The organism is Ardenticatenales bacterium, assembly GCA_020634515.1.
Lineage (GTDB): Bacteria > Chloroflexota > Anaerolineae > Promineifilales > Promineifilaceae > JAGVTM01.
This window is the reverse complement of sequence record JACKBL010000002.1, coordinates 714,700-731,350: the sequence shown is the minus strand read 5'-3', so window position 1 is coordinate 731,350 and position 16,651 is coordinate 714,700. Positions and strand designations below refer to the sequence as shown.

Below are 16,651 nucleotides of genomic sequence, written 5' to 3'. Positions count from 1 at the left end.
TTCCCCCCTACTCTCCCCGATAATTGGCGGGCCGCTTTTCTACGAACGCCATGATCCCTTCGCGGCTGTCGTGGCTGCGGGCGGCAATGTCCTGCAACTGCGCCTCGTATTCCAGCGATTCGGCCAGGCTTTTGCCCCAGGAAGCCCACATAGCCCGCTTCGTCAGGCCAAACGCCAGGGTAGGGCCGGCGGCCAGGCGCAACGCCCAGGCCATCGTGATTTCGGGAAGCTGGTCGGCGGGGACAACTTCGTTCACCAATCCCCAGGCCAATGCGGTGGCCGCGTCCACCTTCTCCGCCGTAATCGCCATCTGGTAGGCGCGGGTGTAGCCGATGAGGCGGGGCAGCATCCAGGTGGAGCCACTGTCGGGGACCAGGCCCACTTTGCTGAATGCCTGGATGAAGCTGGCGCGGTCGGAGGCCAGGCGCATATCGGCGGCCAGGGCCACGCTGCATCCCGCGCCGGCGGCCACGCCGTTGATCGCGCCAATGATCGGCTTCTCCAGGGAAATCATGCGCGTGATGAGCTGGTTGTAACCGTGGCGCAAATGGTCGCCAATGGAGATGCCCGCGCCCCGCTGCATCACGTCCTTCAAGTCTTGCCCGGCGGAAAAGCCGCGCCCGCTGCCGGTGATCACCACGCAGCGGATGTCCGCGCGGCGTCCGGCTTGCTTGAAAGCGTCCGTGGTTTCGGCGATCATCTGGTCGTTGAAGGCGTTCAGCGATTGCGGGCGATTGAGGGTGATGGAGGCCACGCCTTCGTGCACGTCGAAGAGGATGGTTTCGTAACTCATGCTTTCCTCACGATAAGGAGCGGAAATCAAACAAGACAACGAAGTTGTTTCCTTACCGCTCCTTCAAACTGGCGCTGCAATTCGAGTTTTATTTCAGCGCCAGTCATAATTGGGCCATCATGGCGCGAGCGTCCCAGTACCCTTCCAGGCGGGTGATCAGTCCAGAATCGTCCAGGGTGAAGACGTTGATGCCGGCAAAAACCGCCACCTTCCCCCCTTTCGCCTCCGCCTCCACCTGCCAGTTCACCGCCACCCGGTCCCCGCCGGCATACGCCGCGCCATACGTCATCGTAAAACGGCTCCAGGTACGTTCCATGCCATTAAAGAAACGGTCCAATCCCGCCGCGCCCTCCAGCGGACGCCCCCCATACGGGTCCATCACCACGGCATCCGCCGCAAACGCCGCATGGTAGGCGGCGCGGTCCAGGCTGTTCAGCGCCTGACGATACGCCTCAATAGCTGTAGGTATCATCGTCATCTCCTTCTTCCTCCTCAAACGCATCTTCCTCGCTTTCCAGGAAAGGCTGCGTCACCCACAGCATGAGTACCGTGCCTTCCTCCACCTGGCGCAGACGCATGGCGACCACGTCAATCTGCTGCCGCATCCGAATCTCGTCGGGGAAGTCCAACTTCACGGGGCGACCTTCGTGCCACGCTTGCAGACAGCGACGCTTGATGTCCTCCCCGCTGGCTGTACGTAGTTCACAGAACGCTACCTGCGCGGCCTCCGGTCCCTCGTAAATTGAATGCGACCAAAGCTGCGGCGTCAATTGAAATTCAGGCGTTGGCCCTTCCAGGACAGTAATCAATTCCGGTTCTATCACGTTCCACCTTTTCGGCTCGCCCTCGCACAATCGCAGTCGCGGCGTGGGCGAAATGAGTATGCGTAGCGTCAAATGGTCAATCGACTGCGACAACGTCTAATACTACTTGTTGCCAGGAGACCTGTCAAAGAACAGGTGCATGTGCCATGAAAGATGCGGCGGCATCACGCCGGGACCACAACCACCTGTTTACGCGCGGGGCCAACGGAGACGTAGGTGACGGGCACACCGACCTGCTCCGCGACAAACTGCACATACCGTCGCGCGTTGGCGGGCAAATCGGCCAGTTCCCGCGCCCCGGTCACGTCTTCATCCCAGCCGGGCAGCATTTCGTAGACGGGCCGGCATTGAGCCAATTCCGTCAGGTCGGGGGGGAAATGGTCCACACGCCGCCCCTCGCACTCATAGGCGACGCACACGGGTATTTGCGGCAGGCCGCTGAGGATGTCCAGTTTGGTCAGGGCTAACTGCGTCAGACCATTGATGCGGGCGGCGTAGCGCAAAATGACGAGATCAAGCCAGCCAACGCGGCGGGGTCGTCCCGTGGTCGTGCCGTATTCGTCCCAGGGGTTTGCGCCCGTGCCGCGCAAGCGCAAGGCCATCTCCCCGCCGACTTCGGCGGGAAACGGGCCACTGCCGACGCGGCTGGTGAACGCTTTGGCCACGCCAATGACGTCCCCTACCTGGCGCGGTCCCAGGCCGAGGCCGGTGAGTGCCCCGCTGGCGGTGGACGATGAACTGGTGACAAAGGGGTAGGTTCCGTGGTCCAGGTCGAGCAGCGTTCCCTGCGCGCCTTCGGCGAGGACGGTCTGGTTGTCGCTGAGGGCTTCGCTGAGGAAGAGGGAGCCATCGGTCAGGTAGGGAGCGAGGCGGGCGGCGTATTGGGCGTATTCGATGGCGGTTTGTTTTGCCGGCATTGGCTGCCGACCGAACACCCCCTGCAACACCTGATTATGCGCCGTCACGTGCGCCGCCACCGCGTCCGCCAGCCCCTCCGCATCCGCCAGCAGCCCCGCGCGCAGCCCGGAGCGCCGCGCCTTGTCCGTATAAGCGGGACCGATCCCGCGCAGCGTCGTGCCAATCGCCTCCTGCCCCCGCGCCGCCTCATACCCCTGGTCCAGAGCGATATGCGCGGGCGTGATCAGGTGCGCCTTGCGGCAGATACGCAGCCGCCGCGGCGAAACGTCCACGCCCCGCGCCGCCAGCCCATCCAGTTCACGCAGCAACACGGCCGGATTGATAACGACGCCATTACCGATGAGGCAGACCACCTCCTCATGCACAATCCCTGACGGAACCAGGTGCAGTTTGAACACATCCGCGCCAATCGTCACCGTATGACCGGCGTTGTCGCCGCCGCTGTAACGGGCAACCACATCCGCCCGCGCCGCCAACATATCCGTGATGCGTCCTTTCCCTTCGTCTCCCCATTGCGTGCCAACGACAATATGCAAAGGCATCCGTACAGCCTCCTGATTCATAAAGAAACCCGATGTCGCCATCGGGTTAACGAGATTGGTTATGTCCATTGCCGCCGTGGGACCATTCGCGTTGATGTCCATTTCGGACAGTTGTGGCCGATTGTCCTACAGTTGCGGCGGCTCCATCAGCGCCGATCAATAATGAACGCTGACCAACGTGCCAATGGACGTGAAGTTATACAGCCATTGGGCGTCGCCCGTCGCCAGATTGACGCAGCCGTGGCTCATGGGCGTGCCGAAGTTGTTGTGCCAATATGTGCCGTGAAGCGCATAGTCCTCGTAGAAGTACATCACGTAGGGGACGTTTGGCAAATAGTAGTCATATCCCAACAGGTAGCCGTTCATGTCCTGGGCTTCGTAGCGTAGATAGATGCGGAACTGCCCCGTTACGGTGGGATGCGACCAGGTTCCCGAGGAAATGAACGTCGTGAAAACGGGTTCCGTACCCCGGTAGGCGACCAATGTCTGCGTGGTCAGGTTCACGTCTACCCACGTTTCGCCAGAGCTGACGGGAATGCCGCCCACGGAGGTGACGGGCACGGGTGTGGGTGGGATGGGGGTGGCTGTGGGCACGGGTGTGGGCGTGGGTGTGGGGCTGGGGATGGGCGTGGGGGTCCAGGTGGGGCGCGTGTTGGTGGCGGGGTTGATGGATTTTGCCGGCATTCCCGCCCCTCCCTGCGCTTCCTGTTCACGGACATCCACCGCCGTCGTGGGCGCCTCTACCATCCCATCCTCTACCGTCGGGATAGCCGTCGCATCCGCGATCTCCATCACGTCTGTCTCCCCGCCGCTATCCGTCTCCTCCGGCGGCAGCGTGTCCACCTGTGCCGGCACGGTGGCGACGACGGACGGGTGTGCCACATCCGCGGCGGCGACCGCGCCGGGCACGACCGTGGGTTGCAACCAGCGCCAGGCCACCAAACCGAGACCGATCCCCAACAGGCAGAAGAGGATAACGAGAATCGCCGTCAAACCGTAGCCGCGGCGGGTAGGCGCGGTCTGTGTGGACACAGGCGGCGGCGGGGGAGCAGCCGTTTCCGCCGCCAGACGCCGCGCCGCCCACTGCCGCGCCTTTTGTACGGTGGTGTCTTGCGGATTGAGGGCGGCGGCGCGTTCCAGATAGGCGGCGCTGGCCTGGGCGGATGGCGTCACACCGGCCAGCCACAGCCAGGCGCGGTAATCGTTAGGCGAGATGCGCACGGCCCGTTCCAACAGGCGGCGGGCCTCATCCTGATCTCCGCGCTTGATGGCCGCTCTGGCTTGTTGTAACCATGTTTGTTCGCCCGTCATGAGCCATTCTCCCGCAGGAAGCACAAGATACCGTTGGTCACGCCGGTGATGGGGCGGGCCGCCTGGTTGGTGAGCAGGTCGCGGTCCCGGTTCATGAAGCCGACTTCGATGATGATGGCTTCCGTTCCGGGGGCGATCTCGCGGAAGGCGTGATAGTCGGTCATGTGCGGGGTGATAGTGTTGGCGTGGAAGGGAAGGTCGGTGGCTTCCCGGTAGGCGTGTTCGACGCAGATGGAAAGCTGGCTGGAGTCGGTATAGCCGGAGCCGGCGATTTTGAAGCCGGTGGCTTCGTCGTTGAAGTAGTCGCAGGAGTCGGCGTGGATGGAGACGAGGGCTGTGCCGGCAAAATCTTGCAGGCGTGGGTCAAATTCGAGGAAGATGTCGGCGCGAATGCCGGCATCCGCCAATCGTTTCGCCACCCCCTGAGCAATAGTCAGATTGACCTGCGCCTCCGTCAGGCCATCGTCACACACCGCCCCGGAATCATTCCCCGTGTGCCCCGCAATCAGGCCAATTCGTGCCGGAGCCTGGCTCTGCACCACCCGTTGCGTCACGGGGCGCGCCGCCACCACTTTCTGCAACGGCGCATTCAGCGGATCCCCTGAGCTGACCAACTGCGCCACCACCTCCGCGTCCCCCGGCGTGGGGCTAAAACGCAAATAGACGGCGAACATGATGACAATCCCGATTGCCAAAAAGACGAGGATAGACAGATTCGCGCCAAGAATCCTTAACCAGGTGGGGCGCTGCCGCGCACGTCCGTCAAAACGGGATTGGGTCATGCCCCCTATTTTACAATAAATCACCGATAACGGTAAATAGTGGTCCGCGCATCGGGTGCGTGGCGTTCGGCTTGCGGGTCATCGAAAAAAGTACCGCGCACTCCCAAGGGTGCGCGGGGTTTTTGTTGACACCCTCATTTTTGTGGGGCGAATACTGTTCCGCGCCAGGGCGCTGCGCGCCCCGCGCGGGGAATTTTACGAGGTTTTTCTGGCGTCGCCAGGCGCGCAGCGCCGAGGCGACGCCCTCGACTCGGGCGGAACCAACTTGTGTTCCCCGTGTTTCTGTGAGAGGCAATGGGCTTTGGGGTTATCAAAAAAAGCGCCACGCCCCACTCAAAACGCAGTTGACATCCAGCGATATTGTGATATAGTTATAAATTGTCGGTCGTCGCGGGGTAGAGCAGAGGCAGCTCGTCGGGCTCATAACCCGGAGGTCGTAGGTTCGAATCCTACCCCCGCAATCAAAAAAAGCGCTCCAATCGGAGCGCTTTTTTGTTGCCTTTGTTCCGGTGTCCCCGATCATCCGGCAGCGGATTGCGCCATAAAGTCCAAAATGTGCCGGGCGATTGTTTCCCCTTTCTCCTCCTGAAGAAAATGCCCCGCGTCGGTGATCACGATTTCCGGCTGCTCTTTGGCCGCGGGGATCAGTTTGCGAAAGAGGCGACTACCGCCGCGCGTGATGGGGTCGCCATCGGAAAACATGACGAGCGCGGGTTTGCGCCAATCGGAGAGGACGGTGCGCGCCTGGCGCATCTCCGCCGCGCCGGGGTCGTCGCGGCGCATAGGCACGAGCAGGGGCCAGACGGACGCGCCGGCTTTGTAGGCAGCGGTGGGGAATGGGGCTTCGTAGGCGTTGAGTTCGGCGGCGGAGACGTTTTCCGGGTGGGAAAGCCCCATGCGGATGACGCGCTTGATGGGCAGGTTGCCCAGGCGGGCGGCAAAGTCGCGCCACTTTTCGAAGGCGTCCGTTGCCGGCATATCTCCTGTGGGCAGTCCTGTGTTCATAATCACGAGGCGGGAAAAACGTGCCGGCATTTCCCCCACCAACCGCAGTCCAATTAAACCACCCCAATCCTGTACCACCAGCGTCACCTGATCCAGCCCCAACCGATCCAGCCAGGCCGCCAGCGTGTCCCGGTGCATCTGGAAAGTGTACGCTTCCCGTTCCAGGAATTTATCCGACCGGCCAAAACCCAGGAAGTCGGGAACCAGCACGCGGTGATCCCGCGCCAGAATGGGGATCATCTTGCGGTACAGGTAAGACCAGGAAGGTTCCCCGTGCAGACAAACAATCGGCTCCCCCACTCCTTCGTCCACGTAATGCACACGCGCACCGTTGACAGTGACGTAACGAGGCGCATACGGCCATCCGGGCAAGTCGGCAAATCGTTCTTCCGGCGTGCGCAGCAGCGTGTATGGCAGCGCCTCCAGGTAGGTCCGCGCCGCGCGCGCTACCGGCTGAAAAACATCCGCCACCTCATCCACCGCTTCCGTCAGCGGAACCCACCGCCGCGCCCGATCCGATTCCCGTTCCGCCGTTTCACCAATCACGGCGGCAGCAAAAAAGGTAAGGCGGTGAATGGCGTGCCCCTTGTCCAGGTCAACGAAACCCAACTCGTCCGTCACGGAAACGACGCAGCCGCTCTCCTCCACGCATTCACGGGCGGCGGTCTGCGCCAATGTCTCGCCTGGATCGACCGTGCCCACGGGGAATATCCAGGAGCCGGGAACCTGGCGCGCCGTGATCAGCAACAATTCCACTCCGCCTGCCGCGTCACGGCGATAAGGCACGACACCCGCTTTAGGTACGATAGGTTTTTCTGACATCCGTTATCTTTCCGTCCCTCAGCCCAGATTGAGGATATGGCGGGCAATCACCAGCCGTTGAATTTCGCTCGTTCCTTCGCCAATCGTCATCAGGCGCGTGTCGCGGTAGATGCGCTCCACGGGGAACTCGCTGCTGTAGCCGTAGCCGCCGTGAATCTGGATGGCGTTACGGCAAACGCGCTCGCTCACCTCGGTGGCAAACAGCTTGGCCATGGCCGCCTCTTTTGTATACCGCTGCCCGCTTTGCTTGATAGCCGCCGCCCAGTAGACCATGAGGCGGGCCGCCTGGATTTCCGTGGCCGCGTCCGCCAGCATCCACTGCACAGCCTGATGATGGGCAATCGGCTGACCAAAGGTGTGCCGCTCCTGCGCGTATTTGATCGCCTCTTCGTACGCCGCCTGCGCCAGACCAACGGCCAATGCGCCAATGCCCACGCGCCCACTGTCCAGCGTCGCCAGCGTTTGCTGCAAGCCCCGCCCATATTCGCCCAACAGATTCTCGCGGGGCACGCGCACTTCTGCCAAGGTGACAGCGTGCGTGGGGGAGCCTTTCAATCCCATTTTTTTCTCGGCGGGGCCGATGGTGACGCCGGGGGTGTCCAGGGGCACGATGATGTGGCTGAGGCTGCGGCTGCCGCCGGCGCGGTCGGTGCGGCAAAGGACGACGGCGATGTCGGCAAGGGAAGCGTTGGTCATCCACATTTTGCTGCCGTCAATGATCCAGGAGTCCCCTTCTTCCACGGCCATGGTGCGCACGCCGCCTTGAAGGTCGGAGCCGGCGCCAGGTTCGGTGAGGGCCAGGCTGGCAAGGCGTCCCTGCCCCGTAGCCAGGGGGGGCAACCATTTCTGCTTTTGCGCGGGGGTTCCGTAGCGGACGATTGGCCCCAGGGCCAGCCCGTTGTGCGCGGACACGGCGAGCGCGGTGGAGCCGCAGCCCCAGCCCAGTTCTTCGATGGCGATGGCGGCGCTGATGGCGTCCACGGCGGCTCCACCGTACTCTTCGGGAACTTCCAGGCCAAGCAACCCCAGTGGCCCCATTTTTTTCACGGCGGTCCAGTTAAATTCGGCGGATTCGTCGGTGTGCCGGGCCATTGGTTTGAGTTCGCGGGCGACGAAGGTGTGAACAGCGTCGCGGAATTGGCGCTGCTCCGCGGTTAAATGAAAGTCCATGATGCCTCCATATACGCTAGGCGGCTGCCGGCATTCGGGTGTGGCATGTAGCGCGGACAGCCGTGGCACGGCCGCGGGATGTTTGGGGGCGGCCGCGGGGTTTGGGAAGTTGAAAATGCCGAACCTTCAGGAAGCCGTGAGCTGCCAGGAAGGTGACTCGCGCACCAGTTTACTCGATTTTGCTACCGGCGTCATCGTTAGCGCGAGATGTAACAGTGACAAACGAAAAGCCCCGTCACCAGGCAAAAATGGCGGCGGGGCTTCTTGTTTCCAGACCGATCGCCGCTGAAGTGCGGCGCGGAGAACGGGCGTCAGTCTACGACAAACGGCAGCAACGCCAGGTGGCGGGCGCGTTTGATGGCTTGCGCCAGGTTGCGCTGCTGTTTGGCGGAGACGCGGTTGCGGCGACGGGGGATGATCTGCCCATATTCGGTGACGTAATCGCGCAGGGCGTTAAACTGCTTGTAGTCGTAGTTGCCGGTGGCCTCGTCGGCGCGCACAATCAAGTAACGCAGGATGTCGTCGTTGTAGAACAGATTGCGCTCCAGACCCTGAATTTGCGCGGGATTGATGCCGGCATCAAACAACACATAATAGCCAGACTTAATCTTGTTGATGGCGTAGGCCAGTTGCCGCTGCCCCCACTCATTAATAGCCGGCTGCGGCGCATTTTCGTCGCCGCCCGTGATCCAGTTGGTGACCTGGGCAATGAGGGCTTTGCGCCCTTCTTCGTCCAGGTCAGGTTGAATAATGATGGTGAGTTCGTAGTCGCGCACGATGAAGTACCTCCTTTCCGTGGATGAACTCTTGGGAGTTTAGCCCCTGAGATTGGCTCAGGAGCGGAAAGTTTTGTGGTCCTGCCCTTGTTTGGGGGTGGAGACACAAGCGCATAAGAATAGCACAGTTTGTAGGAAGAAACCAGTTTTTGACAAAAACCGAGCGGATAGGATTGCGAAACGAGTCTGATACGCTACAATTCAATTGAGAGCGGATGACGTGGTTTTTCTCGCTCTTGCGGATTGATGATGCCACTCCGTCCTTCGTGTCATTGTCAATGTTGCCCAACACCGAACCCAACTACCCTACCTGGAGTGACAAGATGAGCAAAGTTGTCATTAATGCGGCCGCCCCGGATTTTGCCCTGCCTGATATGTATGGGGAAACGGTGCGGCTTTCTGATTTTCGCGGGCGTAAGCATGTTTTTCTGGTCTTTAATCGCGGCTTTATATGACCATTCTGCCGCGCGCACATGGCGCAGTTGCGCCAGGAGTATGAGGCGTTCCGCGAACGAGACGCGGAGGTTGTTGTTCTTGGCCCGGACAATGCCGAGGCTTTTCGTGGCTATTGGAAGGAAAATGACCTGCCGTTTGTGGGTGTGCCGGACCCGCGTTCTCAGGTGTTGAAGTTGTATGGGCAGGAGATTCGTTTGTTCAAGTTGGGGAGAATGCCGGCACAAGTCATCATCGACAAGCAAGGCATTGCCCGCTTCGTCCATTACGGCAAGTCCATGAGCGACATCCCGGACAGTGCCGACATGCTGGCGGTTTTGGACGAACTACAGGAAGAGGAGCAGACCGTGCCATGAATGAATTCCTGACGATTTTTGCCACGGCGGGTGGGGTTATCTTGCTCTACATGACGCTCGTCTGGTTGGTGAGCGTCAGGTTGAAGAATGCCGGCATCGTGGACATCTTTTGGGGCATGGGCTTCGTCCTTGCCAACGCCGTCTACTTCGCCCTCGCTGATGGATACGCGCCGCGCCAACTGTTGGTCACCATTCTGGTCACGCTGTGGGGGCTGCGCCTGTCCGTGTACATCTTCCGCCGCAACTGGGGCAAGCCGGAAGATTATCGCTACCAGAATTTTCGGGCAAAGGCCGGTCCTGGCTATTGGTGGCGCAGCTATTACAGTGTCTTCTTGCTGCAAGGCTTCCTGCTCTGGATCATCTCCGTCCCCCTCCTGGCAGCGCAGTTGTCCACCCGCGCCGGATTGGGCATTTGGGCCTATCTGGGCGCGGTGGTATGGGCGATTGGCCTTTTCTTCGAGGCCGTGGGCGACTGGCAGTTGGCTCGCTTCAAGGCCAACCCGGCCAACAAGGGCCAGTTATTTGACGGTGGACTGTGGCGATACACGCGCCATCCCAACTACTTCGGCGACGCGATGTGCTGGTGGGGGTATTACCTGATTGCGGTGGGGGCCGGGGGCTTTTGGACGATCTTCAGCCCGGCGCTGATGACGACGCTGCTGATGCGCGTTTCCGGCGTGACCCTGCTGGAGCAAAGTCTGCGGGAGACAAAACCCGGCTACCGCGAATACGTGGCGCGGACAAACGCTTTCTTCCCCTGGTTTCCGCGCCGCCAATAGAAGCCCTGTCCGCGGACAACCGGCATCACGGAAAACTGATTTGTAGCTGTCGCCGAAGCGCGTGAAGCCGTTTTCGAGCGATTGCGCAACAATTGCTGAGTGGAATTATGGAAGGGTTCAGGAATCTGCTACTCGATCCGGTTCTAAGCAAAGTTGTTTACATTTTTGCCGGCATTTCCATCATCACGCTGGTCGTCCGCTTTTTGCAATGGTATCTAACCAACCACATCAGGACCCTTGATGCGCGTTATCGTGCGCGCAAAGTGCTTTCCTTCGCCGGCTATATCGCCGTTTTCCTACTCATCCTAGGCATTTTTAACGAAAGGTTGAGCAATCTTTCCGCCGCCTTTGGCATCGCCGGAGCCGGCATTGCTTTTGCGCTGCAAGAAGTGATAGTCAGCGTGGCCGGTTGGATCGCTTTATCCTTCAGCAACTTCTATAAACCCGGCGACCGGGTGCAGTTGGGGGGCATAAAAGGTGACGTCATAGATATTGGCGTTATCCGCACGACCCTTATGGAAGTGGGCGAGTGGGTCGCCGCCGATCAATACTCCGGGCGTATTGTTCGTATCGCCAACAGCTTTGTGTTCAAGGAACCCGTCTTCAACTACTCTGGCGATTTCCCATTCCTGTGGGATGAGATCGTCATCAAAGTGAAACATGGCAGTGATCGCGCCCTGGCGGTGAAGATTCTGTACGATGCGGCGCACGCCGTGACGGACGACTACACGAAGAGCGCGAAGGAGACCTGGCCCAGTCTGGTGAGAAAGTACCACATCCTCAACACCAGCATGGATCCCGCCGTCACCCTGGAGGTCACGGATAACTGGCTGGCGTACACGCTGCGCTACGTCGTTGACTATGCCCACCGCCGCAGCACGAGAAATGAGCTGTTCACGCGGATTATGGACAGGGTTGAGCAGACGGAGGGGCGTGTCGCTATTGCCTCCACGACCTTCCAACTGGTGGAAATGCCGGCACTAAACGTCCACGTCCACAATGAATAGAAGAAAGCGTCACGCTGGCAATCTCGCGTCACTCAACTCGTGGCTCAAGGGCAGGTGACGTTGTTCACGGGCTGCCAGGTGCCGGCATCCACGGTATCGCCGCCGGCAGGCCAACTGACAAGAGCCTCGTTGGTGAACAGGGTTTGCATCATAAGGCGGAATTGGGGCGTGAGTGCCGGCATTTCCCCCACCACATCAATCCGCATCCGCACCAACCACGTCCCCGCGCCCGCCGCGCCCACCGTCGCCTCCCAATTGCTGCTCGAATAATCCGTATCCCACTCATCCCCATCGGCATTATCCCCCAACCCCGCGCGGATCGTGAGCGTGCCATCCCGCGTCACCTGGAAAAAGCGGTCCGTGCTGTCCGGGTCGCCCCCATTCCCCGTCGTATCCACATACACGCGCAGCGAATCCGTGTTATCGCCGGTGTCGTCGTGAATCACCCCCGCCAGGTAGAGATTCGCGTCATCCCGTACGAAATACACCTCCACCAACCGCGCCGGTTCCGCCTGGTCTACATACGTAAACAGCGGCGCACCGCCCCAATCGACAGCAGCAAATGGCTCATCCAGCGCCGGCGGTGTCGCCACGCAAGCCAGTTCTGGCGTGGGAATAGGCGTAGCCGTGACCGTGGGGACCGTGGTCGCCGTGGCCGTGGGCGGAAGTGGCGTGAAGGTAGCCGTCGGCGCGGAAGTACTCGTGGGCGTGGGCGGCAGCGTATTCGTTGGTGAGGGAGAAGCCGTCGCCGAAGCCGTCGGCGTTGCCGTGGGACCGGGCGTATTCGTGGCCGTGGCCGTCGGGGAAGGCGTGGCCGTGGCCGCTACTGTCGCCGACGCCGTGGGCGCGCCCGTAGCCGTAGCCGTGGCCGTGGTCAAAACAGGCGTGGCCGTGGGCGTTGCCAGCGGATCGGTCCCCTGGTCAATCTCCACCGCATCGCGCACGCCATCGCCATCGGTATCGGCGCTGCGCGGGTTCGTCTTGTATCGCTGCACTTCCTCCCCGTCTTTCAGCAGGTCGCCATCAGTATCCGCGTTCTTGGGGTCCGTACCATAAATCAGCACTTCTTCCCCATCGAGGAGTCCGTCATCGTCGGTGTCTGGATTTTGCGGGTCCGTGCCGGCAATCGCCTCCTGCGTGCCACTCAAACCATCCCCATCCTCATCCCCCTGCGTCGCCGCCGTCGCCGCCGCGGCGGTTGCCGTCTCCGCCGTCACAGCCACCGACGTAGACGTCCCGGCCACATCCGCTTCTCCCAGGCCGGGCGTCGCCAAACTCGTCACCGTGATGGTCGGCAGGGCGCCTGCCCCCATCGTCGGCGTCGCCTCGCCGCGCAAGCGGTCGCCAAACAGCAGGAAGAGCAAGCCAAAAACGCAAGCAAACGTAACCACCACCACAGCCGCATACCCCAAGACAGGCGGAATCATGGAGGAAGCAACAGCCTGCCCTGCCAAAGCCTGTCGCGCCCCATGGCGCGTGGCCACTTCAATCTCAAAGGGCAATGTCTCCGTACCCCCAAACAAACTAGAGGCACGCGCCTGCAGGCCAAGCGATACGATGGCTTCCTCGCCCGGCCCCAACGGCAGATGCCCCGTCTCGCCACGAAACTGCACCCGCTCGCCACGACCAACAATACTGAAATCGGCGGCCACATTGCCGCCGTTGCGCACAAAAACCTGAGCCGTGGCCGGCAGTTGGAGTTCCGCGTTTTCCAGGCGGGCTTCAAATGCCGTGTAGGCGCCAATGAGGAGGGACCCACTGGCGGAGGCGGTCACGCGCGGGTGCTGCTGCGAAACCAGGCGCAAGAAGAATCGCTGCCGCCCCACGGGTGTATCCGGCTGGCGCGGAATCTTCACGTCAATGGGAATCTGGGCGCTGCCATTGGGCGGAACGGTGATGAATTCCGACGGCACGCTCATCCAACCGGGCGTGATGCCTTCCACGCGCACGTTCACACGGTCCGCGAACTCGCCGCGATTGACCACTTCCACGCGCAGCCGCGTCGGTTTGCCCGGCTCCACGGGGACGCGATCCTGGGCCAGGTAAATCGCCAGTACGTTTTCCTGGATAGGAAGCTGCGTGGGCTGCTCGGAGACAGGCACAACACGCAATCCGGTGGGGGTCTCGGCGGGGGGGACCGGTTCGGCGGGCGCGGGAGCAACCAGGGTGAGGGTATAGGGGCCGATACGCAGCGGTTCGTCAGGCGTAAGCGGGGTGGATTGGTTGGCGGGCAGGCGCTGTCCGCCCAGGCGCGTGCCATTGACGCCGCCGAGGTCAATGATGCTCCAACCGTCTGCCCTGGCCTGAAGACGGGCATGATAACGGGAGACGCCTTCTGCCGGCAGAACCACGTCATTATCCGCGCTGCGCCCCAGGCTGATCACGGGGCGGGTGAGGGCCAGGCGGCTGTCCGGCTGACCGGGAGCGGCAATCAGCAGGACATAGCCGGCGGGAGGTTGCGATGGCAGTGGCGTCACCACCGGTTGATCGCTGGCGACAACGCGAGTGGCGGTAGCATCCAGGGAGAGACGGGCACTGCGCAGGGCGGCGGCCATCTCCGCGCCAGACGCGAAACGGTCACCCGGTTCTTTCGCCAGCGCCTTCATCAGCACCGCATCCAGCACGGCGGGAATGTCTGGGCGCAGTTCACGCGCCGAACGAGGCATGACACCCTTGAGATGCGTCGTCACCGCTTCCGTGAGATTCTTGAAGCGGAACGGCGTGGCGTTCGTGAGCATTTCATACAGTACCACGCCCAGCGCGTACAGGTCGGTGCGCCCATCAACCGCTTCCGTCCCTTCGCACTGCTCCGGGGACATGTATACGGGCGTGCCCAGCGTCGTGCCGGTGAGCGTGAGCCGCTCGCCTTCTAGCACTTTAACGAGGCCAAAGTCGGTAAGGACGGCGCGGAAGGGGCCGTCGCCTTCTTCCGGGGGACGGTCCAGCTTCTTGAGGATGATGTTGCCCGGTTTCACGTCGCGGTGGATGAGGCCACGCTGATGGGCGTAATCCAACGCGTCGGCCATCTGCACGCCAATTTGCAGGCTTTGTTGCAGCGGGAGAAAAACGCCGCGTTTTTGCAACCGTCCCAGGTGGGCACGCAAGCTGCCACCGTCTACATACTCCATGGCAATGTAGAGGCCTTCGCTGGATTCGCCGAAGTCGAAGATTTTGACAATGGATGGGTGGTCGAGACGGGCGACGGTTTGCGCTTCGTTGGTGAGGCGGGCGCGGAATTCGGGCAGGTGGGCGAATTGGGCGTGCATGAATTTGATAGCGACGGTGCGGCCCAGGTTGAGGTCATGGGCGCGATAGACTGTGCCCATGCCGCCGTCGCCGAGTAGCGCATCAACACGGTAATGTCCAACCTGTTTGCCAATTAGATCGGTGTTCATCCTGACCCTTCGCCTATTGTTGAAGATCTGACACGAATTTCACGAATTGCCGTAACGACTAACGCTCCCTGGAGATTGGACCAATTTCCGGCGCTCAATTAGCCTATTCACCGGAGAAAATTGGTCCAATCTGGCTTAGCAGTTACGAATTGCCTTTGTCTGCGCTCGCTCGCCTCTTATTTGCTCGGTCCCTTGATTTTTGCGATTGGGGCGGCTTGTCATCCTGGCCCTTCGCTCAGGACTGACACTGAAATAAAGTATGGAATTGCATTGTCAGTTTGAAGGAACGGTCAGGAAACAACTTCGTTGTCTTATTCAATTTCCGTTCCATATTGGTGACTATACAGGTCATCTGCCCAGATTGGACCAATTTGCTCTGGTTGAATCTTATTGATGTCTACAAAATTGGTCCAATCTCTCGGAGACGTGAATAGTACCCTTATTGTTGAATATCTGACGCGAATTTCACGAGTTTACACGAATTGCTGAGGCCCGCGCCGGTTGCCATTCGCTCACCGGCTCTCCGTCATGATTTCTTCCAGCGCGGATAGCAACAGTTCGATTTCGCGGGGGCCAATCCAGTAGTGGGTGACGACACGGAAGCTGCGTTCGCTTTCGGCGCCAATCCAGATGTTTTGCCGGCATAAACGCTCGGCAATCTGAGGCGCGGTGAGGGGTGCGTCGGGAGCGAGGTCAAAAAAGACGATGTTGGTGCGGACTTGCGCCGGGTTGAGGCGGATTCCGGGAATCTGGGCCAGGCCACGGGCGAGGGCGGCGGCGTTTTGGTGGTCAAGGGCGAGGCGGTCTACCATGTACGTGAGGGCGATGATGCCGGCACTTGCCAACACCCCCGCCTGCCTCATCCCCCCACCCAACACCTTGCGCACGCGCCGCGCCTGGCGGATGAATGCCGCCGAACCGCAGAGCAGCGAGCCGACGGGCGCGCACAATCCTTTGCTAAGGCAAAAACTGACGGAATCAATGGATCGAGTGACAGTAGATGCCGGCACGCCCAACGCCACCGCCGCGTTGAACAGACGCGCCCCATCCATATGGGTCGCCAACCCATGCCGCCGGGCAATCGCCCCGATACCCGCCAGATAATCCAATGGCACAGGCGCGCCATTCCGCGCCCCGTAGCTGTTCTCCACCAGGATCAGGCGCGTGCGCGGGCAGTGCGGGTCGTCGGGACGGATCGCCGCCTCTACCTGCGCCAGGTCCATGCGGCCCCATTCATCCGTAGGCAGCGCGTACGGGATAACGCCGCCTAACGCGGCCATGCCACCCGCCTCCCAGCAGTTGATGTGCGCGTCCTGGCCCAAGATGGCCTCGTCGCCGCGCCCCGCGTGCGTCAGAATGGCGATGAGGTTGCCCATCGTGCCGCTGGCAACAAACAGCGCCGCCTCTTTGCCCACTCGTTCGGCGGCCATCGCCTCCAGGTGGTTGACGGTGGGGTCTTCGCCATAAACGTCGTCCCCAACGGGCGCCTCGGCCATTGCCCGGCGCATTTCCGGCGTGGGCCAGGTTACGGTGTCGGAACGAAAATCAATTTTATCCATGCCAGAAGTTTACGTAATAATGAGAAGAAAGTAAAGGCGAAAGGAAAAGGACGGAGGGAGAAGGCAGGCCGGTGGGTACATGAGTAATGGAAGTGAAGGAATAATGTTTTGACGCAACTACTCACGCTCTCTGGAGATTGGACCAATTTCACGCGCTCC

The 16,651-nt window shown here is 61.1% G+C and carries 15 protein-coding genes and 1 tRNA gene; 5 read left to right on the top strand and 11 right to left on the bottom strand.

Annotation, left to right across the window (positions count from 1 at the left end; genetic code table 11):
- Positions 1–7: 7 nt before the first annotated feature.
- The 6 genes from H6650_07570 to H6650_07545 form a co-directional block, all read right to left on the bottom strand.
- Complete coding sequence (locus H6650_07570; GenBank protein ID MCB8951854.1) at positions 8–793, bottom strand: enoyl-CoA hydratase/isomerase family protein; 786 nt, start codon at positions 791–793, stop codon at positions 8–10.
- 103 nt (positions 794–896) lie between these two features.
- The gene (locus H6650_07565) at positions 897–1,271 is read right to left on the bottom strand and encodes a nuclear transport factor 2 family protein (GenBank protein MCB8951853.1); all 375 of its coding nucleotides are present in this window, start codon (positions 1,269–1,271) and stop codon (positions 897–899) included.
- Positions 1,246–1,617, bottom strand: coding sequence for a hypothetical protein (locus H6650_07560; GenBank protein ID MCB8951852.1), 372 nt, complete (start codon positions 1,615–1,617; stop codon positions 1,246–1,248). Before H6650_07560 ends, H6650_07565 begins: the two co-directional genes overlap by 26 nt.
- A 164-nt stretch (positions 1,618–1,781) precedes the next feature.
- The gene (locus tag H6650_07555; protein MCB8951851.1) at positions 1,782–3,077 is read right to left on the bottom strand and encodes an adenylosuccinate synthase; all 1,296 of its coding nucleotides are present in this window, start codon (positions 3,075–3,077) and stop codon (positions 1,782–1,784) included.
- Positions 3,078–3,233: 156 nt separating this feature from the next.
- Positions 3,234–4,388 (bottom strand): L,D-transpeptidase family protein, encoded by a 1,155-nt coding sequence (locus H6650_07550; GenBank protein ID MCB8951850.1) that lies wholly within the window; start codon positions 4,386–4,388, stop codon positions 3,234–3,236.
- A complete protein-coding gene (locus H6650_07545; protein ID MCB8951849.1) occupies positions 4,385–5,170 on the bottom strand; it encodes an N-acetylmuramoyl-L-alanine amidase in 786 nt (261 codons plus the stop codon). The genes H6650_07550 and H6650_07545 overlap by 4 nt, the downstream gene beginning before the upstream one ends.
- Positions 5,171–5,559: 389 nt before the next feature.
- Between H6650_07545 and H6650_07540 the strand changes: the two genes are divergently transcribed.
- Positions 5,560–5,631, top strand: a tRNA-Met gene (locus tag H6650_07540).
- A 58-nt stretch (positions 5,632–5,689) separates the two neighbouring features.
- Here H6650_07540 and H6650_07535 read toward each other — a convergent pair.
- The 3 genes from H6650_07535 to H6650_07525 form a co-directional block, all read right to left on the bottom strand.
- Complete coding sequence (locus H6650_07535; protein ID MCB8951848.1) at positions 5,690–6,997, bottom strand: alpha/beta fold hydrolase; 1,308 nt, start codon at positions 6,995–6,997, stop codon at positions 5,690–5,692.
- A gap of 18 nt (positions 6,998–7,015) precedes the next feature.
- Entirely contained in the window at positions 7,016–8,167 is a 1,152-nt protein-coding gene (locus H6650_07530; protein ID MCB8951847.1) for an acyl-CoA dehydrogenase family protein, read from the bottom strand.
- 311 nt (positions 8,168–8,478) lie between these two features.
- Positions 8,479–8,943, bottom strand: coding sequence for a 30S ribosomal protein S18 (locus tag H6650_07525; protein ID MCB8951846.1), 465 nt, complete (start codon positions 8,941–8,943; stop codon positions 8,479–8,481).
- A gap of 323 nt (positions 8,944–9,266) precedes the next feature.
- On the opposite strand from H6650_07525, the gene H6650_07520 reads away from it, so the two are divergent.
- The 4 genes from H6650_07520 (at position 9,267) to H6650_07505 (ending at position 11,538) form a co-directional block, all read left to right on the top strand.
- On the top strand, positions 9,267–9,398 hold the full coding sequence (locus tag H6650_07520; protein ID MCB8951845.1) for a redoxin domain-containing protein: 132 nt from the start codon (positions 9,267–9,269) through the stop codon (positions 9,396–9,398).
- 18 nt (positions 9,399–9,416) lie between these two features.
- Positions 9,417–9,752, top strand: coding sequence for a redoxin domain-containing protein (locus H6650_07515; GenBank protein MCB8951844.1), 336 nt, complete (start codon positions 9,417–9,419; stop codon positions 9,750–9,752).
- Positions 9,749–10,531, top strand: coding sequence for a DUF1295 domain-containing protein (locus H6650_07510; GenBank protein ID MCB8951843.1), 783 nt, complete (start codon positions 9,749–9,751; stop codon positions 10,529–10,531). The genes H6650_07515 and H6650_07510 overlap by 4 nt, the downstream gene beginning before the upstream one ends.
- A 107-nt stretch (positions 10,532–10,638) precedes the next feature.
- Entirely contained in the window at positions 10,639–11,538 is a 900-nt protein-coding gene (locus tag H6650_07505; protein ID MCB8951842.1) for a mechanosensitive ion channel, read from the top strand.
- A gap of 44 nt (positions 11,539–11,582) precedes the next feature.
- Here the strand turns inward: H6650_07505 and H6650_07500 are convergent, their stop codons facing one another.
- Both H6650_07500 and ltaE read right to left on the bottom strand, forming a co-directional pair.
- The gene (locus tag H6650_07500) at positions 11,583–14,933 is read right to left on the bottom strand and encodes a protein kinase (GenBank protein MCB8951841.1); all 3,351 of its coding nucleotides are present in this window, start codon (positions 14,931–14,933) and stop codon (positions 11,583–11,585) included.
- Between the two features lie 512 nt (positions 14,934–15,445).
- Positions 15,446–16,492 carry a low-specificity L-threonine aldolase gene (gene ltaE / locus H6650_07495; GenBank protein ID MCB8951840.1) on the bottom strand — a complete coding sequence of 349 codons (1,047 nt, stop codon included), beginning with the start codon at positions 16,490–16,492 and terminating at the stop codon, positions 15,446–15,448.
- Between the last annotated feature and the right edge of the window lie 159 nt (positions 16,493–16,651).